Consider the following 25,240-nt stretch of genomic DNA (forward strand, 5'->3'; position numbering starts at 1 on the left):
CCTATGCGCCGTATCCGGCGCTGATTACCCGAACAGGGAGAAAGGATATTGATTGAAGCGAACAATCAGCTTTATGACAGGGAAAGGCTCTGTCAACCATAACAGCAGAAAATTTCATGCAAAGAATACTGACCCGGAGAGAAGCTGTCTGAACGTGGAATACTGCAACGAAAATGTTAAGGACGTATATCACGAATTGTTTGATGAAGCACTCGCCCGGTACAATGAGAAACAGACCAGAAGTGACCGCCGGATTGACGATTATTATGAGAAAATCTGTTCCGGCAAGCAGGAAAAATCATTCCATGAGATTATCCTGCAAATCGGGGATAAGGACAACATGGGAGCGAAAACGGAGAACGGACAGCTTGCGGCAAAGGTGCTGGATAAATATATGCAGGACTTTCAGCGGCGAAATCCTACGTTGAGGGTGTTCAGTGCCTATCTTCATATGGACGAAGCAACGCCCCACTTGCATATAGATTTTGTACCGTATACGACAGGAAGCAAGCGGGGACTTGATACAAGAGTTTCTTTGAAACAGGCGTTATCTGCTCTCGGATTTAAAGGCGGCACAAGACGGGAAACGGAATTAAATCAGTGGGTGGCTTATGAGAAAGAACAGCTTGCCGCTGTCATGCTGGAACATGGGATTGAGTGGGAGAAGAAAGGCACACATGAAAAGCATTTATCTGTCTTGGATTTTGAAAAAAAGGAGCGGGCAAAGGAAGTTGCAGAACTGGAAGCGAAAAAAGCGGAATTGCAGGAAGAAAACGCTACTTTTCAAGAAATCAACGAAGATTTGCATGAACAGTTGTTACAGGTTGATGATGAGATTCGTTCCTTACAGGAAGATTTGCAGGAGTCCCGGCAGGAAGCAGAGAAAGCGCAGAAACAGGCGGACAAATACCAGAAGCGCATGAATGAACTTGCTCCTATGGTAAAGAACATGGAGAAGCTGGCGGCAGACTTTTCCGCAGATCCGGAGCAGACGCTTCCAGAAGCGGCGGTTATGGAATCTGCAAAGTCGTATCGGGAGAAGAAAGCAAAACCGCTGGTAAAGAAAATTGTACAAGTTATGCGCTCCGTTTATTCGGCGTATCTGGATATTTCAAATAAGTTTGCAAAGCTACAAGCGGCATATAACAGGGAACGGAGCGGAAACGAGCGACTGACAAGCAGGCTGGAAGAAGCCTTGGAGGAAAATCGGGAACTACGGATAGTGGCGGTGGATTTTGGACGTGTAAAGGCAGTGCTCGGCTCTGAACAGGTAAACGCTGTGATTAACCGGGCAAAGCAACAGGAACAGATAGAAGCCGAGCAGAAACGGGCGGCAAGGAGAAAACACAATCGGGATGCCCGCTGACAGGCGGAGGGCTGCTTAAAGCCCTCTTAGCTGCCATGAAGCGAATCCCCGCCAGTTAGTCAAGAGCGGCGTAGCCGTTCAGTTTACTCTTGATTGGCTGGTGGGGATTTGCTATTTGTTTTTAAAATTACATGGATAATTGAGCGGGTATCTGGTAAAATGACCTTGCAGTATAAGAAAATTTAATTAGACAATCGTGTCTAATGGCGAAAATAGGCATTTCTCGCTTTGTGTCGTGTTTTGCTGTAGACATTTATGGTAATGTGCAAGTGAAAGGAGGGGAAAGGAATGGATACGAAAAAGATAGGAGAATTTTTAAAGGTGCTTCGTAAAGAACGAGGATTAACACAAGAGCAGCTTGCAGAAATTCTTCTTGTATCGGGAAGAACGATCTCTCGGTGGGAAACAGGAACCAATATGCCAGATTTAAGTATCCTTATCAAAATGGCAGAGTTCTATAATGTAGAAGTGAAAGAAATTTTGGATGGAGAAAGGAAAAGCGAGAATATGGATAAAGAATTGAAAGAAACATTATCTAAAGTGGCAGACTATAACAAACTAGAAAAAGAGAGGGTAACAAAAGCCGGAAATATTGCATTTGCTCTAACCTTTGCTATTTGTGCGGCTGTGATAATCATTCAGCTTCTCATGGTGGGAGAATTGGCGATTGTGGCAGGAGAAACTGCTGTTTTACTTGTTGGTGGAGCGGCTTATATTGGAGTGATGACCTATAATGGAGTTTGGGAGACTGGTTCCAGATTCAAAAGTACGCCATTTACAGATGCGTTGATAGCTGTGATATGTGCAGGAGTATTTGCGGTGGCATTGGTTATTTGTTATATCAGATTAGGCGCAACAACGTCTCAAGCGGTTCATAGCGCACTTATATTTTTTGTAGGAATTGCCATAGTTGGTTTTGGGGTATTGAGAATACTGGCTTGTTTCAATCATAAAAGAAGAGAAAAAAGTATGTCGGACAATGAGACTGTACTGGTTAAAGAGCAACAGCCTGTAAATGTATTTATAGCGGACGGAAATATGCAGGCGGAAATGATAATAAGTACATTGAAAGATAACGGTATTATGGCATACGGACAGGATTTAGGAGATGCCGGATTTGCGTCTGTACGTTATGGCATGGGCAGAGGTGTTGATGATAGGATTGCAATTATTGTACCCAGTGATAAAGCGGATAATGCAAAGCAAGTGATAAAGGAAATGGGGCTGGAGCAGAATGTTACGCATTAGGCGTTCTGAAAGACTTATTTTTCAAGGGATTTTAGAGATGATAAAAGGTGCTGCGATACTTTAATCTAAATCTCCGAAAATGGGTTTCTATTGCGTAACTTTTCAAAAATAGGTTGTTAATCTGCGAGGATTTGCTATAATAAAGGCGTGGCAACATTTTGGCAACAGAAAATCAGCAAGCCAGAATAATTGATGTAATTGAAGTAAAAAACGGCGTGTATTTGCATAAAACTTAAACAAATATAGTTAATGATAGCAAAGGACACGCCGAGTTCGAATAGTAGACTGGGAGCCGGGAAGCCGCTTAAACAGCGGGATTTCCGGCTCTTTGAGTGGGGTGTGATACCTTTTTGATACCTATATGAGTCTTATGTAATTACATCAAACTTCATATCTCCGATTGTTTTTCTATCCGTAAAATATTGTCCTGTTAATTTACGAGGATTATCCACACAGAGCATAGCAGTACCGTAATGAATTTGGCTTCTATCTCTCACATTAGCATTGGGGGTATTTAAAAAACAATAAGTTAATATTTTTTCCCCTAAAATATCATCTATTGATGATGACATTGACTTACTTTTGCTCTCATTAGTAATTAGTGTAATTTGAATTGTCAAAAGTGTTTGCTTTATTTCAAGTTCAGCATTACTTTCAACGCCATTATAACTGGATATTAGAACACCAGTATACTTTTTAAAAAGAGCAGAGGTTGATTCAAATGGGTTAAGTTTCCAAAGCCAGCGTTCATATGCTACAGAAAATAAAGTGGCAAGACTAATTGCTTCTCCGGCAAAACCAAATAAGTCATAAACAGAAAAATTATGAATAACATCATCCCATGATATAAAGCACCGTAGACAAAACAATACGATAACACACCATATAGTTTTCTGCATTAATTTGTTGAATTGCTCTTTCATTTAATCCTCCGTTATGTCATATTCATAAAATGTTTTTAAATCATTTATGAAATTTGTATATTTATTAACATCACTAGAATAGGGACATAATGGTTTTATTCCGTTAGCTTCGTTATAGCAAGATAATAGGTATGTATTATTATAGAGATAGCCTACTATATCATCGAATGTATATCGGTAAATACTATATTTGGTAAAAAGTTCATTTGGTAGATTCCATAATAGGGATTCTAAGCCAAAAGATGAAACTTCTCTTGCTGATGAAATATAATTATCTTCCATTAAATAGCGCAATTTTTTTATTATTCTAACCATTTTTTTATAGTAGTGGTTTGTTTCTGCGTTTTTGATTTTTCCGTTAGCAATATGTTGTTCGGGATAATTTATAATTCGTTCTCCATTATCTGCAAAAATTACTATGCCGCCAATATAGTTGTTTTCATTATTGTAAAAGTCATTACGATAATCACGATATCTTCTACAAGGTACTGTATCAGCATCTTTCCTGTAGGTATTACCATGCACTTTTATTGATTTATTTTTCCTTTCTACATCATTTTTAAATTTTTCTCTCAAGCATTTTTCTACTTCATCTTTAAATGATGTCGGTGTAGATTCTATAGTTGAGAAGTTGTAATTACTATCGGTTACTCCTTCACGATAAATAGTCTGAAATACTTCTTCTTGAACAACCGCAATATCTACATCACTTTGTGTACGAACATTGGTATTATTCGCATACGAACCTTGAATAAATAATTTTATTTTTCTACTTCCATAAGTGCTTCTCATTTCAATGGAATATGCAAGGGTATCTTCGTAAAGAAGTGATATAGGTTTATTATCGTCTGTAAAACCTAGTGATTTTAGAGCATCTCTTACCATACCAATTGCATTCTTACACATTTGGTTTTCAGTGTCGCTTAAGGGTGCAGAATAGAGTTTTAGCTGTTTTTCAGTAAATTTCATAAGTATTCCTTTCTTTCACTTTTATTTGTGGTTTAAAATTATTTTCTCCAATTTATTTTTACTACATGTTTTCCACAATCATCACAGGTTTCCGGCCAGTTCAATTTCCATTCCAAATATTCCTCTCTGGTAATCTCTCCAGCTTTCAACTCATTTTTCCTAACCAGCCATTCCCGCATAAAATCATCTACAACGCCATATTTAAACCATAATCCCACAGGCGGGTGGGCAGGCCAGTCATCACTGTCATTATAACGCACAGCGGTATCATCCGAAGCATTACACTTCCCCGGATTCCTTACAAGCTGAAAAAGGTTGATTGCGCCCGGATTATCTTCATCCAGCCAGAAGAAGGTCTGCATAATATCTTCCGCAGAGCCGGAAACCTCACTAATGAAATTCAACGGATTCACGTCTAAAACTTTCGCTATCTGCAACAACGTATCTTTTTTAGGCACTCGATAATTCGTTTCATATTGGGCTATCCGGTTATCGGCTCCTTTTTCGTCAAAGCCTATTCCAACACCTAACTCTTTTTGTGTCATGCCCCGGAAGTTACGGATAAACTTGATTTTTTCGCCTACTGTCATCTTCTATTCACCGCCTTTTCCCTTATTATAATGGATAATCTGAAAATAGTAAATAGAAATATTAACATTTTTGCGAAATAAATACTTGACATTAACATATAAGCGAATGTATAATATAAATACAACATTAACAACAATGTTAATGAAACTAAATGAGCTGTATCGTCTGCTAACAGACTTCCGCCAAGACCCCGTAAGGGCGAGCGAAGAAAGACACTCCTGTAAATGGTGGGAATCTCTAAAAGGAGCAATCCCATAGCCGCCTGAACGGTTGAGGTCAGTTGAAACACTGGCAACAGACGATACAAACGGAAGCCACATATCAAATAGGAAGGAGATTCATAATTGAACAACACTTTATTTGTAACAGCCGGGGAAATTGCAAAAAAATTAGGCATTTCAAAGCCATTTGCCTACAAACTGGTACGACAGATGAATGAAGAATTAGAAGCAAAAGGTTTTCTTACTATCGCTGGAAGGGTAAGCCGGAAGTATTACGAAGAAAAGTTTTATGGAATAACAAAAGCGAATTAGAAAGGAAGTGGCAACATGGCAGCCTATAAAGACGAGAAGCGGGGAACGTGGTTCGTGTCATTCCATTATAATGACTGGACTGGAAAGAATTGCAGGAAGGTTAAGAGGGGCTTTAAAACAAGGCGTGAGGCGGTGGAGTGGGAGCAGCATTTTCTGATGAAAGAAGGTTCCGATTTAGATATGACATTTTCTGAATTTGTAGCCGCTTACACCAGAGACATGCAGCCGAAGTTAAAACACAACACATGGCTCACGAAAGAACATATCGTTCGTACCAAATTACTTCCCTATTTTAAAGATAAAAAAATGCGGGATATTAAGCCAAAAGATATTATCCAGTGGCAGAATAAGCAGATTTCCTATCGTAATGAAAAAGGGGAACGCTATGCACCTACATATTTAAAAACGCTGCAATCAGAGTTAAGCGCCCTATTTAACCATGCGGTACGGTTTTATGAACTGAAATGTAATCCAGTGACAAAGGCTGGACCGCTGGGTAAAGGCCGGGCAGAAGAAATGTTATTCTGGACAAAAGAAGAATACTTAAAATTTGCTGAAGCTGTCAAAGAGAAACCTTATTCTTATTATGCGTTCCAGATATTGTACTGGTGTGGTTTGAGATTAGGAGAATTGCTGGCCTTAACGCCGCAAGATATTGATTTTGAAAACAAGGTTATCAGAATCACAAAATCTTATCAACGTTTACAGGGCGAGGACATTATAACAGACCCCAAAACACCAAAAAGTAAACGGGTAATCAGTATGCCGGATTTCTTATGTGAGGAATTACAGGATTATATCAGTAAATTATACGGTGTCCTCCCCACAGACAGAATCTTTCATATGACAAAAAGTTTCCTGCACCATGAAATGAGCCGGGGAGCCAGCCTAGCAGGTGTAAAACGGATAAGAGTGCATGATTTACGTCATTCCCATGTATCGTTACTTATCAGCATGGGCTTTTCGGCGGTATCAATCGGGAACCGGGTAGGCCATGAAAACGTAGATATAACTTACCGATATGCACATATGTTTCCGACCGAGCAAAGCCAAATGGCTATGAGACTTGACGAAGAATTTAAGGAGGGAACAGAAAAATGAGTGGAACACATAAATATCCTACTATCAGCTTTCGCATTTCTCCCAGAGAGCGACAGGAAATAGAAGCCAAGATATTTGCCAGCGGTATGAAAAAGAAAGATTATTTTATCCGCTCCTGCATTTACAACAGGGTTTGTGTAGTAGGTAAAAAAGAAACGGTGTACCAGATAGTTGAAAAGTTACGGGACATGGAAAAACACTTGACTGAATTGGCAGAAGATTTTACAGAGAATAAGGCAGAATTTACGGTGCAGGAATTAGAGGAAACAAAAGAAAGTTATCTTGATTTACTAAAAGCAGTTTTATGGATGTTAGACGGGGCGAGATATCTCTGACAGGACAAAGAAAATACCCCGGAGGATTAAACCGGAGCATTTTCGTGATAACAAAAGCCGAAGCCTTTGTACCATATCTCGCAAATATAGTGTACCAAAGGCTCCGGCGAATTTCAACGAAAATCGCACAGAAAGGAGCAGGAAATGGAACAGTTGCAGGAGCAGCAGGAAGTAAAACTTATCAGTATGGATATGGTTCAGAGCCAACAGGTAGAGTGGCTTTGGTATCCGTACATTCCTTTTGGGAAAATAACAATCGTACAAGGTGATCCGGGTGAAGGTAAAACAACATTCGCTTTGAATCTGGCGGCACGTATTTCTAAAGGCGAACGGTTCGGGCAGGAGGACACTACAGGCGTTCCTTTATCTGTCATTTATCAGACCGCAGAGGACGGCTTATCTGATACGGTTAAGCCCCGGCTTGAAGAAGCAAAGGCAGATTGCGGCCGGATTCTTGTCATTGATGACCGGGAAAAATCTTTAACTATGGATGATGACCGGCTGGAAAAAGCTATCAATGCTACTGGGGCAAGGCTGCTTATCTTAGACCCTATTCAAGCCTATTTAGGCGGCGGTGTAGATATGAACCGGGCCAATGAAGCAAGAGATATGACAAAGAAATTAAGCCAGCTTGCAGAGCATACAGGATGCGCCGTACTTCTTATCGGTCACATGAATAAAGCCAGTGGTGTCAAAGCCGCATACCGTGGAATCGGTTCTATAGATTTTTTCGCGGTGGCAAGAAGTGTTTTATTGGTGGCAAGAGTAGCAGAGCAGGAAAATATCCGGGTTATGGCACAGATAAAAAACAATCTGGCCGAAGAAGGACAGCCTATAGCATTTGAGCGGCGTAAAGATGGATTTCGATATATGGGAGCTTATGATATTACAGTAGATGAATTATTAGGTGGCTATTGTAAGACAAATAAAATACAACAGGCGAAGCAGCTTATCAAAGGACTTTATGGAAAAAATGTGTTGATTTCCAGTGCAGATATGGAGCAGAAAGCGGAAGCAATCGGCATTTCAAAAAGAACAATGGATATGGCTAAAAAGGAACTGAATATCAAATCAAAAAAACAGGGAAGTAGCTGGTACTGGGATTTAGATAAATCATAAAATTCAAGAACGCAACAATGTAAGTCTTTCGTAATTGCAAGGTTAAGTCTGCAAAGATAACAGTGCAATTTATAAAGAAATACAATGTTGCGTTCTTACTTTTGGAAGGAGTGAAACGAGATGATTAGACAGCCGGGAAAAGGAAGCAGAAACGTAAATGATACATTTTATGCAGCAGAGAAAAGAAGAATAGATTTGCTCAACCAAGCATTAGGGGAAGCGGAGCTAACCGCACAGGAAGAGAATACGTTAATATGGCTTGCCGGGTGGGGGGATAGCACCGTAAGACTTATCATATCGGCATTTGAGAAGGCAAAATGATAGCGTTTTAGAAGCCCTCGGCGTTTGAGAGCGAAATACACCCGTCGCACAAACCTCCGGTTTATGCTCTGGGTATATTTCGCCCTTGCAGGGGACTTTTGCCCGGTAACGGGCTGGGTTCGTAAACGGACACTTTATGGTGTCCACTCACGGAAAGGAGCGTCATCTATCGCAAGAAATTCATTTATTCAAATATCCAAGCTGCATGATGTTCGAGGAAGGATAGACTATATATCCAGCCATGCCAGACAGGAAAATTTGTACGCTACCTATCAGACAGCAGATGTGGAATTTTGGAAGAATCTTGCAAAAGAAAATCAGCAGGAGTTTATAAAAAGCGGAACAGAGGGAAAATGTATTGAAGCAAGAGAATTGATTATTGCCTTACCCGAAAATTATACAAAATATAATCCGCAGCAGGTACTTGAAACATTTACCGAAGCGTTTAAAAACAGATACTATATTGAATGTGTATCTGCCTTACATCACAATAAGCGAAAGACCAATTATCACATTCATTTAATTTTCAGTGAGCGGCAGCTATTGCCGGAACCGGAAAATAAAATTGCTTCACGCAATATGTTTTATGATGAACAGGGCAAGCACATAAGAACAAAAAAAGAGATTTTAGACATAGAAGGAAAAGTACGGGAGGGTTGTAAAATTATTCCAAAGGGTTCTGTTTATGATAGCCGGATATTTACCAATAAAAATCAGTATTTCAAAAGTGATGAATTTTTGGCAGAAGAAAAGAAAAACTTTACGGAATTGATAAACCAATACATAGATAATCCGAAGGAGCGATTACAGGTATTTGACCGGAACAGCGTTTATCTTCCCACCAAAAAGATTGGTAAACATAATCCCAAGGCGGCAGAGATTGATAAGGATAATCAGACAAGGCAGGAATGGAATTTTACCGTGGATGAAGCGCTTATAGCGGGAGTGGAGGAAAAAGAAATACGAAAGGTCAAGAAGCAGGAAATTACTGCACAGGTTTCTAAATCTATCGCTGATAACGGCAGAAAGCCGGGGATGTTCCATATCTTCATAGAACAGGCAACAAAGCATTTAAAAACAGTTATAGAAAAATGGAGATTGCCGTCGAAGCCGGTTTTAAAAGTTGATATGATAGAATTTCGTAAAATGCAGTACACAAAGGAAAAACTGGAAAAACAAATTGCTGCAATCCGTAATCTGGAACAATATGAAATTCCACATCTAAAGGAAGAACTGGAAGAAGTCAAAGGTTTGTTTAGAGGAAAGGAACGGAAATCTTTAGAGAGTAGAATTGCTAACGCACAGGAACGATTATCTTCTATGAAAACATATCTGAATACTATCGTAAACAACAGCGGATATAAGTCCGTACAGGGCTTCATGCGGGTATATAAAAAGGCAGAGGGAGAAGTATTAGCCTATCAAAAAGCTATGGAGCAGTACCGCACCCGTGGCGGCCAGAAACCACTAGAGGAAGAAAGTATTCGGGAACAATTACGGCGCTTGACAGAGGAAGGAAAAAGAAGTGAGATTGACAGAAAAGTTAAAGTTAAAAAAGAGAAGGGAGTAAGGTGACTATGACAGAAATGGAAAAGCAAGTCATGTTCCGAATGGCGGTTAAGTTAGTGGAATATGGAATTATTGAACAGGACAAAGAAGCTGAAAATCTGGTGCAGTGGTTTCTGTTAATCAGCCGGATTAAAGAAAATAATGCCGAAATCCGGGAACTGATGAAAAACTATAAGGAAACGGAACTTCCGGCCAGAGAAGGCGTGAAGGAAGCGTTAAAACGTAATCAAGAAATTTGCAGACGCAGAGACGAATTATACCATCAACAAAATGATTTAAAGGGAACAGTAAACAATCTGGAACATGAATTAAGTCGGTAGGAAATAAGGGCAGCCCCGGAGTGTTGGCGGTTGCCCTTATAACAATTCATGAATGTTCTTCTTCATCCAATGGAGTGGCGTAGACTTCTGTCATCATTCGGACGCCAATACGAAAGCCGTCAATGAAATTTTGTTCTAATTCAAGCGGTAACAGGTCAAGGTGTGAATCTATCAATTCGTCAAATTCGTCCTTTAATTCATCTGGTAGTTTTTCAATAAATACGGAATAGGATTTAAAGGCTTTATCCCGATTTATCTTAAAATCTTCGATTGTGGTCTGAAATTTTGAATAGGGATATAATTCACCCTTATAAAGTTGCTCTAACATTTTTTCCATTTTGGAACCTCCTTGTACGATTGTTTCTACTTAGTGACAAGTTTAGCACAGTTTTTGACTATACTCAATATAAAAGTTTCTAATTAGTCACAAAAACTTGGGAGGATATAGTCATGCAGTGGATTTTACGGGATATTCCGCTGGGAAGAAATATTCAGACGGTGCGAATGGAAAAGGATATGACGCAAAAAGAGGTAATTGAAAAGCTGGAATTAATGGGAGGGCTTATGTCAAGAAGTACACTGGCGAATATAGAAGCAGGCCGGAGAAACATCAAAGCAAGTGATTTAAAGGCGTTGAAGATATTATTTGATGTGGATTATGAGGAATTTTTCAAAGATTGATTATCGGATTTTTAAGTGACATATGATTGTTTCCAACCAGTGGCATGATTATGAAATTTATTGACTATACTCAAACCAAGTTACTAATTAGTCACAAGGTTGGAGGTATAGTATGCAGTGGATATTGCAGGACATTCCACTAGGAAGAAACATTCAGACTGTGCGAATGTCAAAGAATATGACACAAATAGAAGTGGTGGAGCAATTACAACTAATGGGCAGCATGATGTCACGAAGCACATTAGCAAATATCGAAGCTGGAAGAAGGAATATCAAGGCCAGTGACTTAAAAGCATTACAAGTATTGTTTGACGTGGAGTACAGCGAATTTTTTAAGGATTGAGAAAATGATTATTGTTATTTTTCCTTGATAAAAGGAATAACATGGTGCTAGCGCCATGTTATTTAAAGTGATTAAGAATAAGATTATGTATGAAGTTAGATTTTTGTTAAAATGAAATGTATGTGAGGTTAAAACTAATGGAAAAACTAATGAGCAATCCATATGCATGGTCTGTATTATCTTTGTGTACAATATTTTCTCTTATATTTGCAATATATACATGGATTGTTGGAAGAAAAACAAAAGAAATTTCAGTAGATTATTTTAGTAATGAAATAATAAAACAAGGGAAAAATCCTATCTCTAAACTGAATATTGAATTTGATGGCAAGTCAATTCAAGATTTAACTTCAACAATTTTTTATATTTGGAATAGTGGAAGTGAAGTTATTAATCATGATGATCTTGTTGAAAAATCCCTAAAAATCAAATGTAAATCAGAATCTTTTTTAGATGCTCAAGTTATTAAGCAGAGTGATGACAGCAATAACTTTTCTGTTTTGAATTTTACATCGACTAATATTGAACTTATATTTGATTATATGGATAGTGGTGAAGGAGTTAGGCTTCAAATACTGCATACGGAATCAAGCGATGATTTATTCGTTAATTGTAAAATAAAGGGTGGCAGGCCTATAAGAAATTGTATTGAATTGAAAAAAAATAAGGGTATTCGTGGATTTTGGCGTTCTTGTTTCGATGAATTGTTTCCAATGCTGATTGTAGCTTTAGGATTTTGTTGTACAATAGTAGTATCACAATTCATGGGATTTCCGTACAAGGAGTACGAAACATTTGTGTTCATCGTTTCTATTGTTGTTGGTGTCATATTGTTCGTATTGTATTTAAAAATGAAGAAAAAAGTAAAAAACGTATTGCATAGAACAATTCCAAGTGAATTAAGGTAATCATAAGGAAACAATCCAGTATATAAAGTTTTGTTGTAAGCTCAGAATAGACGGTCAAGAAATGATACTCCGTGATACCCGTATGATACCTGTTCCTTCCGAAAAGATAAATAAGTGGTATAATTTGAATAAAACAGGCATGAAAAGCCTTGAAAGAACACCATGCAATTAACAAATATGTTAATTTGTTAGGGAGTTTGAATAAAAAATTTATGCAGTTTATTTCAAATGACAGATAGTCTATAGATTATCTGTCATTTTCACATTTTATAATTGCAAAGAGCTTCTTACTGCCAAAGGAGAGTGACAGCTTTTTGAAAGTTTGGTATAGTGAATACATCCCGCATCAATGGCTCGGAGAACGGAGATTGATACGAATGGGAAAGAAATTGTATGATATGATTTAAAGCAAGCAAATGCTCCAATCGCGACATCCGTATATTAGTTAAACAGAGGATTCAGAGATAAATAAGATGAGTATTACAAGTAGAAACTGCAACTGCAGGAGGCCCCCTAGGATGCTTGAAAAAGATAACCAATTCAACATATTTCCTTCACACTTTGGATTAAGAAAATATATTCAGTATTACAACATCGTGTTTCCGGAAAAGGATACGTTCCTGCCTCAATACACGCTTATGCCTAATGCATGCGGAACATTGTCCCTTGCGTTCGACGGAAACGGAGTCAAAGCTGAACTATGGGGCGCATCCCTGACACCTATTCCGCTGGGCAGAGAGCCAAACCGCTATCATATCCTGCTGCTTATTCAGCTTTCTCCATATGGATTGTATCAGATGATCCGTCAAAGCCAAGCTGAGTTTGCGGATAAACGCCTTTCCCTGGCAGACGTTGACTATGAACTTTACAAATTACTGCATCAGGCATTTGTGGTGTCGGAAACCACAGGCGGTCTAGTAAATGCTTGTGAGAAAATATTATACCAGCGCATGGAAAAGCAGGCTGTTTCGGACGCTTTGCTGTTTGCAGTTGCATACATTTCTGGTAGACACGGACAGACACAAGTGCAGGAAGTGGCCCGGCAGTCCGGTTACAGTGAGCGGCATTTAAACCGTTTATTTCTCACACAAATCGGAATGAATGTGAAAAACTATGCACGCTTAATCCGCTTTAACTATGTGCTAAAGCAGATTCAAACATCGCCCTGCTTTTTTGCTGCTTTGTCCCAGCAGGCCGGTTATTTCGATCAGGCCCATTTTGATAAAGACTTTAAGGCTATCAGTGGCGTTACTCCTCAACAGTATTTGGAAACTATGTCGGATTTTTACTATGACGGGACGGAAATCTATCCTATAATTTCTTTGTAGGAGGAATAAAAACATGAAATATCAAGGTTGTCTTTTGGCGGTCAGGGATATCTCCGCGTCTAAAAACTTTTATGAAAATGTGCTTCATCAAAATGCAGTCATGGATATAGGCGGGCATGTAGCTTTTGAAGGCTTTTCTCTGCAGCAGGGGTATGCTGATATTGTTGGCATTGCTGCTGATTGTGTAAAGGAACAGTCACATAACTTCCAGGTGTATTTTGAAGTGGAGGATTTAGATCAGGCATATGCTGAGCTAAAACACTTGCCCAGCCTGCAGTGGGTACACGAAATCAGGGAATATCCATGGGGACAGCGCGACATCCGGGTGTATGACCCGGACAAGCATATTGTGGAGATTGCAGAGGATATGACTACGGTTATCAAACGCTTTTTTGCTCAGGGTATGTCGGCGGAGGAGGTTGCCAAACGTACGATGTACCCGGTTGAATTCGTAAAGCAGTATGCGTTGTAATCAGATGTATGGAACAAGGCGGCTTTAGCAAGAAAGCCGCCGCTATTTTACTCAGAATAAGGGAGGCCGCCTATGAACTGGGAGCCGTGGACTGGCTGTTACAAAATAAGTGACGGCTGCACAAACTGTTATTTTTATGGGCCGTATGCAAAACGCTGTGGACAGAATACGATTCTAAAAACAGATAAATTCGACTGGCCCATCAGGAGAAATAAAAAAGGCGAATACAATATTAAAGGGGATAAGATTCTGGCTACCTGCTTTGCCACCGACTTTTTTCTTCCCGAAGCGGATGAATGGAGGGGAGCGGTCTGGGCTATGATCCGGGAACGGACGGACATTGATTTTTTGATTCTGACAAAGCGGATTGACCGTTTCCTTGTATCCCTTCCCGCCGACTGGGGCGAAGGCTATGACAACGTGAACATTGGCTGCACAGTAGAAAATCAGGCGCTGGCCGATTACCGGCTTCCTCTGTTTTTATCTTATCCCATAAAGCGGAGGTTCATCGCCTGCGCTCCGCTTTTGGAGGCAATCGACTTGACCCCTTATCTTCATGGGGTGGATCATGTTACTGTGGGGGGCGAAACGGGGCGGGAAGCGCGTGAGTGTGATTATGAGTGGGTGCTGCAGATCCGGAAGCAATGTGTCAAGGCGGGCGTGACCTTTTGGTTTAAAAATACAGGATCACTTTTCCGGCATGACGGTATTGTAGAAAAAATTAACCCATATAAGCAGACCGGCATGGCAAAAGGACTTGGTATCGATATTTCGGACGGGAAACGGTTGTTTTAATCATAAAATTAAAGATAATTTTGCTCCAATAGATATGCCTTTTTTATGTATTATAAGGACGAGAACTATAATTTGTGCTAGGAGGGCAGATATATGTTTAGGATAAGACATATGGAACAGACTGATTTAGAAATATTCAAAAAATGGCTGTATACACCCCACGTTGCCAAGTGGTATCATGAGCCACTGGATTGGATCAACGAGGTTGAGAAGCAGGACAGGGAGTTTTGCTGGATACACCACTTTATTGTGGAGTATGAAGGAAAACCCATCGGTTTTTGCCAGTATTATGCATGCAAGGACAGCGATGAATCTTGGGAAGGCTACACAGCGCTGGGCGGTTCCTACAGCATTGACTACATGATTGGGGAATCCGCTTGCCTCCGAAGAGGCTTTGGCAAAAGAATCGTGGCAGACTTAACAGACAGGATCGCCCTTCACCCTGACGCTGAAAGGATTGTGGTACAGCCAGAGCCGGAGAATAAGGCTTCCTGCGGTCTGCTGCTGTCCTGCGGCTTTATGCTCGACAAGGAAAAGGAGATTTATGTGAAACCCTTGCGTTGATTAACAGGCAAGGCCAGGGCGGGCAGATACGTTCGGCAAACTGGAATTTGCAGCAGATATTATTACATTATCGGAGGAATTAATATATGCAAAACTTTTTCAATGCGTTGACAAGTGAAGGTAAAAATGTGGAGCTGCCCGAAGAATTTAACTATTTCGGGAAGCTTATCGGCAGTTGGAAAATCGATTACATTGATAATAGCAATTCTCATTCGATAAAAGGTGAGTGGCATTTTTCATGGATTCTAGACGGAATGGCAATTCAGGATGTTATTCTCCTGCCCGATTATGAATACGGAACGACGCTCCGCGTTTATAACCCCGGGACGTATGCTTGGGATATTGCGTATTGTTATACAGGGAAAATTATGCGCTTTGAAGCGAGAAAACAAGACGATATCATAGTCCTTACGAACATTGAGAATGAAAGACGAAAATGGGTGTTTGTCAAAATCGAGGATAATAATTTTCATTGGCAGGATGTGATGGTAAAGGATGACGGTGAATGGCAGATTAATTTTGACATATATGCCCAGCGCATATGATAAGCATTGTGTATGCTGCGCAAATCGAGCTTCCTGCTTATGGAAGGATGAACGGAGACTCACTTCGCTGATTTCTCATGAGCGGCATGCTCTAAAAATTTCATATCATAAGCATAGATGCCGGGCAAGCCTGCTGCTTGCCAAGGAAGGGCCAGTCTGCCTTGTGCGGATTGGCCCGTTTTGCGTGCAGAGGGAGCTAGTATTCCAGAAGCAGGGAAAGGAGTGAACAAAGAGAACCCATGATATGTAAAATATTGAAATCCTCATATGGAGAAAAAAATAATATAATGGTAGAATAAAAAACATACGAAACTAATGATGTGCCTCAAGCCTTTTTCCATCCACAGAAAGATCAGGTGATGCAATGAAATATCTGGAAGCCATAGAGGAGGCGGCCTATTTATCGGTGCCCAGCTCCCCCCAATACCGAAAAATCATGCGTGTATGCTATCAGGAATATGAAAAAATGCATTTTCAGCTCTATAAAGAAGAGATTTATGAGCAGCTCCGGGAGGAACCGGAGTTTGTTTCTTATACAATTGAGCAGTTAAAGATAGACTTGGAGGCGCTTGTAAAATGGAAGAACCTCACTCCTATTCAGGATCCTGGAAGGGTATATACGATTGCGGATTACAAAAACAAACAGTACCGCTACACCATGTCGGAATATGCGGTGGAGATAGAAAGGATGACGGTGCGCCTGGAAAATCTGTTTCTGGAGTCAGGGAATTTGTCCACAAATCTGTTTGTGCGTCTGGAGAGAAGGCTTGATGAGGCGGAGGACATGAAGCAGTGCAGCCTGAAGGAACTCAATGAGTGGTGGAGAAACATTCAGGAGGATTTTAAGAGGCTGAACCAGAACTATCAGGATTATCTGAGAGACTTTTACTCTGGCCGGACCGATCATCTTCTGAAATCCGTGGAATTTATTGTACATAAGGATAAGTTTATCAAGTATCTGCATGAATTTGTCCAGGAACTGCAGAATCATGGGAAAAAGATCAGCCGGATCCTGGAAAAGCATCAGGAGGCAATCGAGGGTGTTCTGCTTGAGAAGGTAGTGCAGAGTGAACTGGAGATCCCGCATGCACTTCTGGAACTGCACGGGGATGCAAAATCTAGTATCCGGGAGAATGTCCGGGGAAAGTGGGAATCCCTGAAAAACTGGTTTTTGGATACGCCGGAGCATGGCTGTGAATGCAGCAAGGTTCTGAGAATAACAAATGATATTATCCGCAGTATTATACAGAATGCGGCCCTGATTGTCCAGGTGCAGAACTGGGGAATCAGCCGTAAGGACGATTACAAAAAATTTCTTAAGCTATTTGCGGACTGTGGAAATATGGAAGATGCACACAAGCTCTCCGCACATATTTTTGGGGTGCAGAATATTCAGCATTTTAAAGCAAATGCGGTCAGAGAAACCGATGGCATTACCGGCAGTGTCTACGGGGAAGCCCCCATGGAATATTTGCTGAAGCCTCATACGCGGAATTACAGAGAAAAAAGAGACCGCCAGGGGTTTGCCGATAAATCTTTTGAAAAGCTTTTGCGCAGAAATGAATACCTGCAGCGTATAGAAAGGGAAAAACGTCTGGTGCTGCGGTATATCAAGGATAACCGGCTGGAGTTTTCCCGGATAGAAGAGACCGTGCCGGAAACGGCCAGAATTGTGTTTCTGCAGTGGATTGCCCAGGCGAATATGAATTCGGAGAAAAAGGGCAGGACGGAGTTCGGCCAGGAATTTCGGCTGGTAAATACAGGGGAAACCTGTGTACTGAAGTGCGAGGACGGAGACTTAAGAATGCCGGCTTATATTTTGGAGTTTGACCTATGAGTGAGATTAGAGAGTTGCTGGAAAATTACTGGATTTGCAAGGATACGGACAAAGAGGCGTATTATAAGGTAAAGCACGGGATATCACACTTTCAGAAGTTTGTGAGGGAACAGCTGGGATGGCGGCTGATCCACACAGACCACCTTTTGAAACTGGAAAAGATACCTGCACATGCGGAGGCATTTATGGGAATTCAGGAGTTCCAGGAAATACGGGATTACTGTATTTTATGTGTACTTCTGATGTATCTGGAGGACAAAGAGGAACAAGAGCAGTTTCTTTTGTCAGAGCTGATTGATTTTGTGGGGGTGCAGCTGAAAGCATTTATGGAGATTGACTGGACATCATTTTCACAGAGAAAGTCCCTGGTGAGGGTGCTGCAGTTTCTGGAGCGGCTTTCTATGCTTCGTGTATACGAGGGCAGCAGTGAGTCATTCGGCCAGGAGGCAGGACAGGAAGTGCTGTATGAGAATACCGGATACTCCAAATATTTTGCGGCCAGCTTCAGCTGTGATATCTCCGCCTTTCAATCCTGGGAGGACTTTGAAAAAAACCAGATGGAAGAGCTTACAGAGGACAGAGGGCACATCAGGATAAACCGTGTATACCGGCAGCTGGCGACCAGTCCGGCTTTGTACTGGGAGAACAACGAGGACCCGGATTCCCTGTATCTGAAGAACCAGCGCGCCTGGGTTTCCAGATATATGGGAGAGTATCTGGGGGGAAGGCTGGATATACATAAACACGCCGCATTCTGGATGCTGGAGGAGGATGACTGTTACGGAAGGTCACATCCCCGGGATGCTATGCTTCCGGAGCTGGTGACACTTGTCTGTGCCAATATCCGCGTGGAATTGGAAGCAGGCAGGCTTACAAAGGCAGAGAATGAACGGATTTATATGGAACCCGCGGCCTTTGCCGGGCTGGTATGGGAGTGCCGGGAAAAATGGAAAGGGGCCTGGAGTAAGGAATACAGGGAAATGGAAAAAGAGAAGCTGATAAAAAATGTACAGGAGTATATGAAATCCTGGATGATGCTGCGGGCAGAGGAGGAGAAACTCTGCATTCTGCCTGCAGCAGGAAAAGTATCGGGATTTTACCCGGCAGATTATAAGGGTGGGGAGGAAGATAAATGAGCGGCCGTTGGAAAATGAATCGCATTGGGTTTGTAAATTTTTGGCTGTACGATGAAGAGATTATAGACCTTACGGACGGAAAGCTGCTTCTCCGGGGCCAGAACGGCTCCGGAAAGTCTATTACAACCCAGAGCTTTATCCCTTTTATTCTGGATGGAGATCGGACACCCAGCCGTCTGGATCCCTTTGGTTCCAGTGATCGGAGGATGGAATATTATTTTCTGGGAGAGGAAGGCAAAGAAGAGGCCACCGGTTATCTGTTCCTGGAATTCATAAAGGAGGATACCGGGGAATACCGTACCATCGGGATCGGCCAGCGGGCCCACCGGGGGAAGGCAATGGATTTCTGGGGCTTTGTGCTCCTGGACGGGCGCAGGATTGGGTATGATCTTTGGCTTTACAAGGAAACAGGAAGCACCAGGCTGCCGTACAGCAAACAGGAGCTGAGAAAAATCGTGGGAGAGGATACCCCTTTTACCGATGTGCCTGGGGAATATAAGGCAATGGTGAATAAATATATCTTTGGATTTCGCAGGCCGGAACAGTATGAGCAGTTTATCCGGCTGCTGGTAAAGGTCCGTGCGCCCAAGCTGTCCAAGGAATTTAAGCCCACTAAAGTGTATGAAATCCTCAACGAATCCCTGCAGACACTGACAGACGAGGATCTCCGTGCCATGGTAGACGCTATGGAAAAAATGGACGGCATTCAGGAGAGCCTGGATCAGCTGAGCCGCGCCTTTGGGATTGTTTCGGAGAGACAGAGGAGGGCCTTCGGGCAACCAGGAAACGGGTAAGGCTGGTTTCTGTGTGGAACGGAAAGAAGCTTTATCTGGAGGAATTCTATCACACCCTGAAATCCGCGATTGAGGAGACAGAACTGCTCATCCAGGAAAAGGACAGAGAGCTGTTCGAGGACATTCTCTCCCAGACCATCAGCCATCAGCTGACAGACCGGATCGCAGAGAGCCGGAAATGGGTGCAGGATATGTCCGGGCTTATGAAAGATATGGATACCTCCATGGGACTCAGTTTTTCCCTGGACTGGCGCCCTAAGTCTGCGGAGAATGAAGAGGAACTGGATACCCTGGAACTGGAACATATATTGCTCCGTGACCGGAAGCTTCTCACGCCTGAGGACATCGAAAGGGTTGCCTCTCATTTCAGGAGTAAGATAAAAACAGAAAAGCGCAGGCTGGAAGAGGAAGGCGGGGTGGTCAATTATATGGATCTGGTACGCGACGCGCTGGATTACCGCAAATGGTTCACCTTTCAAATGTCCTTTTACAGGAATCAGGAAGGAAAGAAGCCGCTGACCAACGCTGCATTCAACCGCTTCAGCGGAGGGGAAAAGGCAATGGCTATGTACGTACCTCTGTTTGCGGCGGTGAACGCACAGTATCAAAAGGCAGAGAACCGGGACCATCCGCGGATGATTGCCCTGGACGAGGCATTTGCAGGCGTGGATGACAAAAACATCAGCAGTATGTTTGAGCTGGTAGAAAAGCTGGAGTTTGATTATATTATGAATTCCCAGGCACTCTGGGGATGCTACGAAACTGTAAAAGGGCTGAAAATTGCCGAGCTTTTGCGGCCGCAGAACTCGCAGGTGATAACAGTCATTTACTATACCTGGAATGGACACGAAAGGATATTAGATGAGCAATAGTGGGGAATGCGGTGCTTACTTCAGGCAGCAGAAAGAGTTAAAAAGGCTGTTTGATGAGATGCGCAAAAAATGGCAGTCCTACGGGAGATGCGCGGGGACTATATGTCTGAAAAATTGCTCCGGGGAGGAGAGAAAGGCTCTGGAAAGAATGCTGGGCCAAACCTTTTGGGAGGCGGATGTAAAAATCACACTGAACCAGGTGGAAAAGGCCCTGCAGGACACCAGGTTTGCTCCAATTACCCTGGAGGAGTTACTGGAAGCCTACTTCCGGGAAAAAATAGTGACCAACAGCAATAAAAGGCAGGAGAGGATGCGGCAAAGAGAGGCTTTTTTCCATCAGGTGCAGCAATATTTCCGACAGAGAGGAGCCCACGGTGTCTGTCAATGGTATCAGAGGATGCAGGAGGAGCGGAGGTATGGGTATGCGGTGCTGAACCGGGAGCAGGAAAACAGTGAAAAAAACGCCTTTCTTCTGGCAAAATATGTGGGAGAGGCCCTTGCCTGGACCCAGGATAACACCCGGGGGGACATTCCTGTGGCGGTGTTGTCTGCAAAGATTACCGGGAATCCCCACTACTTTGACAGGGGAACCCCGGCCGGAACACTTTTGATCCATAGTCTCTGCTTTTCTCAAAGCCGGGAATATCCCGCCTCGGCCTATGAGTGGAAAGAATTGCTGACAGCGGCAGGGATTCTTCCGGATGATGTAGCCAGCATGGTAATCACATACGGCGTACATCTGAGAAAGAACGGAGGTCTGCATCCGGGGCCGGAGGCGTTTTATCATTTACAGGAGCCGTTAACTCTGACCAGTATGAATCTGATGGGGTGTGAACTGGCATTGGGGGAAAATGGACGCGCCTTTATTGTGGAAAATGAAATGGTCTTTCGCTATCTGTATGAAAAGGTGAGGAGGCAGAATATTACTCTGCTGTGTACGTCCGGGCAGATGCGCACCGCCGCACTGGAGCTGATTCGTCTTCTGGTTCAGGGGAAGACTGAGATCTATTACAGCGGGGATATCGATCCCGAAGGCCTGGGCATTGCAGACAGAATATGGCAAAGATACCCGGAAAATATCCGTATCTGGAGAATGTCGCCGGAAGATTACAAAAGAGGGTTATCTGAGGAGATGCTGGAGTCAAGAAGTATGTCACAGCTAGATACCATTCAGAATCCGGGTCTGGCTCAGACAGCTTTGTGTTTAAAAGAGATAAAAAAGGCAGCTTACCAGGAAAATCTTCTGCGGAAACTGCTTGGAGATTTGTCAGAAGGGCAGCCTCTGAGGGCGTAAAAGGCTGCCGGACAGGAATGTTACAGAATTATAGATAAGGGATGGACTACGATTGCGAGTACGGTTCTTTATCGGTTAAAAGATTAGTGATAACACTTATGATTCCTGTCAAATATTCATCCGAAATATCCTGCTGTAAATGAAAATGGGGCAGTAACTGGGGCGGCAGTACCTTATTCACATTTTCCTGAATCTCCAGGACCAGCTCACTGGTAAAACGGAAGCCGCAAAGGATGATATAGCGGGGATCCGTAATGGTAATAATGGTAATGATGACTTTTGAAATCAGATCCACAAATGTGCTGTCGCCGGCACATTGTTCAATCAACTCTTTTCTTGAGGACACGTAAGGCAAAAAGTTGATCTCGCCGGAAAAGTTAGCGTTTCCGCGGATAAGATGTCCGTTCACCATAAAACCGGCTCCATACGTGTAATGTTCGGGCACATTTAGCAAGGCATAGTCTTTCAGACCAATATCCGAATGTGCCTGAAAATAACCAAAGGTTTTAAAATGCATCTCATTGTCAATAAATACCTTCACATGGTATTTTGTCTGTAATAAATCCCTTAAGTTCAGATGCTCCAGCTCTTCCATATCACAGTATAAAACCTCTCCGTGGACTACCATGCCTGGTATCCCGATTCCGATAACCTTAATTTTAGGCGTTTCTTCAAACTGCTTAGCGATTAAAGAGTCCAAAAATTCAAAGGAAAGCTGATGCAGAGGCTGCATGTAAGACTCTCTCGCCAGCACAGTGCCCTGGAGATTCACCGTAGCCAATTCGATTTGATTAAATTCCCCATTTGCCACAAGGGATATAGCCAAAGCCAGAGAAGTATTGGCATTGTAAATATATATTTTCGATGGGCGGCCGCCCTGGGACGGAGCCATATCTCCTTGTGAGAGTTCACCCGATTCCACTAACTCCCGGATGATATTTCCGCAGGTTGAAATACTTAAGCCTGTGAGCTGTGCTATTTCGTTGCGGGTTCCCTGGCCGATTTCCCGGAACGCAGAAATGACCAGTTCTTTATTCTGCTGTTTTAACAGCATTGTTGTTCTAATAGGTGTATTCATTTTATCCTCCAATAATAAGCCATAGAAAATACTTATGACAAGACTTATCATAAACGTAAAAACACAAATTGTCAAGACATAACAAGGCCATGTCAGATGGTTCATAGTTTTGAGTAAAATACAATAATTTAGTGTGCGCACAGGTATATGGAAAAAAAGAGACGTCGGAATACGGATTCCGGCGCTTTTTTTTGTCATGAAATCCGTAATAAATCTCAATTCATTCCAGGGGAATGCAAGTTACCCCCAGGTAAGGGCGCTGTCTCTGTACTGTGTTAAAAAGTTATCAAAAAATACAGCATTTACCAAAAATAAAAACTTTAATTAAAGTTAAAAAAACATATTGACAGAAAAGGGAGAATGAGATAAAATCTGTTTTATAATAAAACTTACGGCAAGACATAATTTAATACATAATGCAATATAAAACGTTAATGGTGCCGAAAGAAAATGGACGGAAAAATTTAATAAGTCTGGAGGGTGGCAGGATGTCATATGTAGTTGGAATTGACACGGGGGGAACGTACACAGATGCGGTGTTATTGGACACAGAGATACAGGGGGCTGATTGCATTAAGCGTAAGGCGAAAGCAATTACCACTCATGAGAAGCTGGAGATAGGAATCAGAAACAGCATTGTGAGCCTGGGGTTGTCAAAGTCAGATATCAGCAAAATCGAAAAAGTGGTTCTGTCTACAACCTTAGCTACGAACGCAACGGTTGAAGGAAAAATTGGGCAGATAGGGCTTTTGATGATAGGCGGTGTACCGGTAGGGAAACTAGCTACTAATGAGTGCATCGCTGTGGAAGGAAAGGTCAATATCAAAGGACGGATTATAAGGGATATCGACAAGGAGGAGGTCAAACGGGCGGTAAAGGAACTGATGCCAAAAGTGGAAGCTTTTGCGGTATCCGGCCAGGCGAGTGTGAGGAACCCGATTCTGGAACAAAGAGTAAAAGCGGTAATCAAAAGCATCTGTGATTTGCCGGTGGTGTGCGGTCATGAACTTGTCTCAGAGCTTGGATATCTGGAGAGGACAAACACGGCAGTTGTGAATGCGGGACTTCTGCCGATTATTGATAATTTTGTGAAAGCAATTAAAACCATTCTGGATGAACAGAAAATCGGTGCACCTGTTTTTGTGGTAAAAGGCGACGGTACGATTGCTAAAATCGATGCCATCCGCAACACCCCCATTGATACCGTTTTATCCGGGCCGGCAGCAAGCATTATCGGGGCAATAAATCTTACGGGAGTAAAGAATGCGGTTGTGGTTGATATGGGCGGGACTACCACAGACATTGGGATTGTACGAAATAAAAGAGTGGAGCTTTCTAAAGACGGTGCGGTAGTGGGGGACTGGCAGATCCGGATCCGCTCTGCCCAGCTATATACATACGGCCTCGGCGGAGACAGCGCGGTAAAGATAGATGACGGGAAGATTGAGATTGGTCCGGAACGGCTGCTTCCCTCCTGCCGTGGGGGAGAACATAATGTAACCCCCACAGACGTGCTTCACTATACTGGTGAGTTTGTTGCGTGGGACCGGGTGAATGCAGTTGAGGCGATCCGGGAACAGGCTGCACTTGCGGAAACTTCGTCTGATGAATATGTGGAACAGGTGAGAGACGCTATCGCAGATAAAATCTACAACAATTTGAAAAGGTTCCGAAGGATTAAATGTCCCATCTGTGCCATTGGTGCACCTGCAGAATCCTGGTATCGAATCGCCCAGAAACAATATAATTTTAACCTGATGGTTCCAAAGCACTATGAAGTGGCGAATGCGGTGGGAGCTGCAACCTCCGGTGTGAGTGTAGAGATAGAAGCAGTAATCCGTCTGGGGGAAGACAGCGGAGGATACTTAGTACATGCGGTAAATGAACGGTTTGAGTTTGATGAGCTGGAGGATGCCCTGCAAAAGGGCGTGGATGTCACAAAAGAGTATGCAGTAAGGCTGATTCAGGAACAAAATTTAGAAATCTCTTATATCAGGTATGAATGTCGGAATATGTATCTTGACGACGACCGGATTATGTATAAAGAGCTTGATGTGGACGAAGATGGAACTGTCGTAAGTGAGGATGACAGCGACTACGGAAAGTATCTGGAGACGCAGATCAAAGTGCTGGTCGGCGGAAAAATATTTGCTAATGCTTAAAGAAGGCTTTCTAGCTTTTTTAAAATAAAAATTTAA

28 protein-coding genes are annotated in these 25,240 nt (G+C 42.3%); 23 read left to right on the top strand and 5 right to left on the bottom strand.

Going from position 1 to position 25,240, the window contains the following annotated elements; translation table 11 throughout:
- Positions 1-73: 73 nt before the first annotated feature.
- The gene (locus tag ACGHCT_RS03100) at positions 74-1,366 is read left to right on the top strand and encodes a plasmid recombination protein (protein WP_390440112.1); all 1,293 of its coding nucleotides are present in this window, start codon (positions 74-76) and stop codon (positions 1,364-1,366) included.
- 288 nt (positions 1,367-1,654) lie between these two features.
- Entirely contained in the window at positions 1,655-2,614 is a 960-nt protein-coding gene (locus ACGHCT_RS03105) for a helix-turn-helix domain-containing protein (protein ID WP_390438148.1), read from the top strand.
- A gap of 368 nt (positions 2,615-2,982) precedes the next feature.
- On the opposite strand, the gene ACGHCT_RS03110 is transcribed toward ACGHCT_RS03105, so the two are convergent.
- Genes ACGHCT_RS03110 through ACGHCT_RS03120 form a run of 3 tightly spaced genes read right to left on the bottom strand, consistent with a single transcriptional unit; the run spans position 2,983 to position 5,096 of the window.
- Positions 2,983-3,537 (bottom strand): hypothetical protein, encoded by a 555-nt coding sequence (locus ACGHCT_RS03110; RefSeq protein ID WP_390438150.1) that lies wholly within the window; start codon positions 3,535-3,537, stop codon positions 2,983-2,985.
- On the bottom strand, positions 3,538-4,506 hold the full coding sequence (locus ACGHCT_RS03115; RefSeq protein ID WP_390438152.1) for a nucleotidyltransferase: 969 nt from the start codon (positions 4,504-4,506) through the stop codon (positions 3,538-3,540).
- A gap of 38 nt (positions 4,507-4,544) precedes the next feature.
- Positions 4,545-5,096 (bottom strand): helix-turn-helix domain-containing protein, encoded by a 552-nt coding sequence (locus ACGHCT_RS03120; RefSeq protein WP_390438154.1) that lies wholly within the window; start codon positions 5,094-5,096, stop codon positions 4,545-4,547.
- Positions 5,097-5,441: 345 nt separating this feature from the next.
- Between ACGHCT_RS03120 and ACGHCT_RS03125 the strand changes: the two genes are divergently transcribed.
- The 7 genes from ACGHCT_RS03125 to ACGHCT_RS03155 all read left to right on the top strand — a co-directional run bounded on the left by ACGHCT_RS03125 (position 5,442) and on the right by ACGHCT_RS03155 (position 10,395).
- On the top strand, positions 5,442-5,630 hold the full coding sequence (locus ACGHCT_RS03125) for a DNA-binding protein (protein WP_390438156.1): 189 nt from the start codon (positions 5,442-5,444) through the stop codon (positions 5,628-5,630).
- Positions 5,631-5,645: 15 nt separating this feature from the next.
- Positions 5,646-6,731 (top strand): tyrosine-type recombinase/integrase, encoded by a 1,086-nt coding sequence (locus tag ACGHCT_RS03130; protein WP_390438158.1) that lies wholly within the window; start codon positions 5,646-5,648, stop codon positions 6,729-6,731.
- Entirely contained in the window at positions 6,728-7,066 is a 339-nt protein-coding gene (locus tag ACGHCT_RS03135; RefSeq protein ID WP_390438160.1) for a plasmid mobilization protein, read from the top strand. The genes ACGHCT_RS03130 and ACGHCT_RS03135 overlap by 4 nt, the downstream gene beginning before the upstream one ends.
- A 144-nt stretch (positions 7,067-7,210) precedes the next feature.
- Entirely contained in the window at positions 7,211-8,185 is a 975-nt protein-coding gene (locus ACGHCT_RS03140; RefSeq protein WP_390438162.1) for an AAA family ATPase, read from the top strand.
- Between the two features lie 120 nt (positions 8,186-8,305).
- Positions 8,306-8,506, top strand: coding sequence for a hypothetical protein (locus ACGHCT_RS03145; RefSeq protein ID WP_390438163.1), 201 nt, complete (start codon positions 8,306-8,308; stop codon positions 8,504-8,506).
- A gap of 258 nt (positions 8,507-8,764) precedes the next feature.
- Complete coding sequence (locus ACGHCT_RS03150) at positions 8,765-10,081, top strand: MobA/MobL family protein (RefSeq protein ID WP_390438165.1); 1,317 nt, start codon at positions 8,765-8,767, stop codon at positions 10,079-10,081.
- Positions 10,082-10,083: 2 nt separating this feature from the next.
- Entirely contained in the window at positions 10,084-10,395 is a 312-nt protein-coding gene (locus ACGHCT_RS03155) for a hypothetical protein (protein WP_390438167.1), read from the top strand.
- 46 nt (positions 10,396-10,441) lie between these two features.
- On the opposite strand, the gene ACGHCT_RS03160 is transcribed toward ACGHCT_RS03155, so the two are convergent.
- Entirely contained in the window at positions 10,442-10,732 is a 291-nt protein-coding gene (locus ACGHCT_RS03160; RefSeq protein ID WP_390438169.1) for a DUF6809 family protein, read from the bottom strand.
- Between the two features lie 113 nt (positions 10,733-10,845).
- Between ACGHCT_RS03160 and ACGHCT_RS03165 the strand changes: the two genes are divergently transcribed.
- From ACGHCT_RS03165 to ACGHCT_RS03225, 13 genes are all read left to right on the top strand, one after another.
- A complete protein-coding gene (locus ACGHCT_RS03165; RefSeq protein WP_002590763.1) occupies positions 10,846-11,076 on the top strand; it encodes a helix-turn-helix domain-containing protein in 231 nt (76 codons plus the stop codon).
- 112 nt (positions 11,077-11,188) lie between these two features.
- Positions 11,189-11,419 carry a helix-turn-helix domain-containing protein gene (locus tag ACGHCT_RS03170; RefSeq protein ID WP_002590762.1) on the top strand — a complete coding sequence of 77 codons (231 nt, stop codon included), beginning with the start codon at positions 11,189-11,191 and terminating at the stop codon, positions 11,417-11,419.
- 137 nt (positions 11,420-11,556) lie between these two features.
- Positions 11,557-12,327 (top strand): hypothetical protein, encoded by a 771-nt coding sequence (locus ACGHCT_RS03175; RefSeq protein WP_390438172.1) that lies wholly within the window; start codon positions 11,557-11,559, stop codon positions 12,325-12,327.
- Positions 12,328-12,845: 518 nt separating this feature from the next.
- Entirely contained in the window at positions 12,846-13,655 is an 810-nt protein-coding gene (locus ACGHCT_RS03180; protein ID WP_390438174.1) for a helix-turn-helix transcriptional regulator, read from the top strand.
- 13 nt (positions 13,656-13,668) lie between these two features.
- Positions 13,669-14,127 (top strand): VOC family protein, encoded by a 459-nt coding sequence (locus ACGHCT_RS03185; protein WP_390438176.1) that lies wholly within the window; start codon positions 13,669-13,671, stop codon positions 14,125-14,127.
- 72 nt (positions 14,128-14,199) lie between these two features.
- Complete coding sequence (locus ACGHCT_RS03190) at positions 14,200-14,922, top strand: DUF5131 family protein (protein ID WP_390438178.1); 723 nt, start codon at positions 14,200-14,202, stop codon at positions 14,920-14,922.
- A gap of 93 nt (positions 14,923-15,015) precedes the next feature.
- Positions 15,016-15,486, top strand: coding sequence for a GNAT family N-acetyltransferase (locus ACGHCT_RS03195; protein ID WP_390438180.1), 471 nt, complete (start codon positions 15,016-15,018; stop codon positions 15,484-15,486).
- A gap of 86 nt (positions 15,487-15,572) precedes the next feature.
- The gene (locus ACGHCT_RS03200) at positions 15,573-16,031 is read left to right on the top strand and encodes a hypothetical protein (RefSeq protein WP_154256933.1); all 459 of its coding nucleotides are present in this window, start codon (positions 15,573-15,575) and stop codon (positions 16,029-16,031) included.
- A gap of 364 nt (positions 16,032-16,395) precedes the next feature.
- Positions 16,396-17,868, top strand: a complete 1,473-nt coding sequence (locus tag ACGHCT_RS03205) for a TIGR02677 family protein (protein ID WP_390438182.1) — start codon at positions 16,396-16,398, stop codon at positions 17,866-17,868.
- A complete protein-coding gene (locus ACGHCT_RS03210) occupies positions 17,865-19,004 on the top strand; it encodes a TIGR02678 family protein (protein WP_390438184.1) in 1,140 nt (379 codons plus the stop codon). The genes ACGHCT_RS03205 and ACGHCT_RS03210 overlap by 4 nt, the downstream gene beginning before the upstream one ends.
- A complete protein-coding gene (locus ACGHCT_RS03215) occupies positions 19,001-19,798 on the top strand; it encodes a hypothetical protein (RefSeq protein WP_390438187.1) in 798 nt (265 codons plus the stop codon). Before ACGHCT_RS03210 ends, ACGHCT_RS03215 begins: the two co-directional genes overlap by 4 nt.
- Before the next feature lie 11 nt (positions 19,799-19,809).
- On the top strand, positions 19,810-20,670 hold the full coding sequence (locus tag ACGHCT_RS03220; RefSeq protein ID WP_256280790.1) for an SbcC/MukB-like Walker B domain-containing protein: 861 nt from the start codon (positions 19,810-19,812) through the stop codon (positions 20,668-20,670).
- Positions 20,660-21,964: a TIGR02679 family protein gene (locus ACGHCT_RS03225; protein WP_390438190.1), complete on the top strand. Its 1,305-nt coding sequence runs from the start codon at positions 20,660-20,662 to the stop codon at positions 21,962-21,964. The genes ACGHCT_RS03220 and ACGHCT_RS03225 overlap by 11 nt, the downstream gene beginning before the upstream one ends.
- Before the next feature lie 46 nt (positions 21,965-22,010).
- On the opposite strand, the gene ACGHCT_RS03230 is transcribed toward ACGHCT_RS03225, so the two are convergent.
- The gene (locus ACGHCT_RS03230) at positions 22,011-23,042 is read right to left on the bottom strand and encodes an ROK family protein (RefSeq protein WP_226902072.1); all 1,032 of its coding nucleotides are present in this window, start codon (positions 23,040-23,042) and stop codon (positions 22,011-22,013) included.
- 488 nt (positions 23,043-23,530) lie between these two features.
- On the opposite strand from ACGHCT_RS03230, the gene ACGHCT_RS03235 reads away from it, so the two are divergent.
- Positions 23,531-25,204, top strand: coding sequence for a hydantoinase/oxoprolinase family protein (locus tag ACGHCT_RS03235; protein ID WP_226902074.1), 1,674 nt, complete (start codon positions 23,531-23,533; stop codon positions 25,202-25,204).
- Positions 25,205-25,240: the final 36 nt, after the last annotated feature.

It is taken from the genome of Lactonifactor longoviformis (genome assembly GCF_042848515.1).
GTDB classification, from domain to species: Bacteria; Bacillota; Clostridia; order Lachnospirales; family Lachnospiraceae; genus Lactonifactor; species Lactonifactor longoviformis.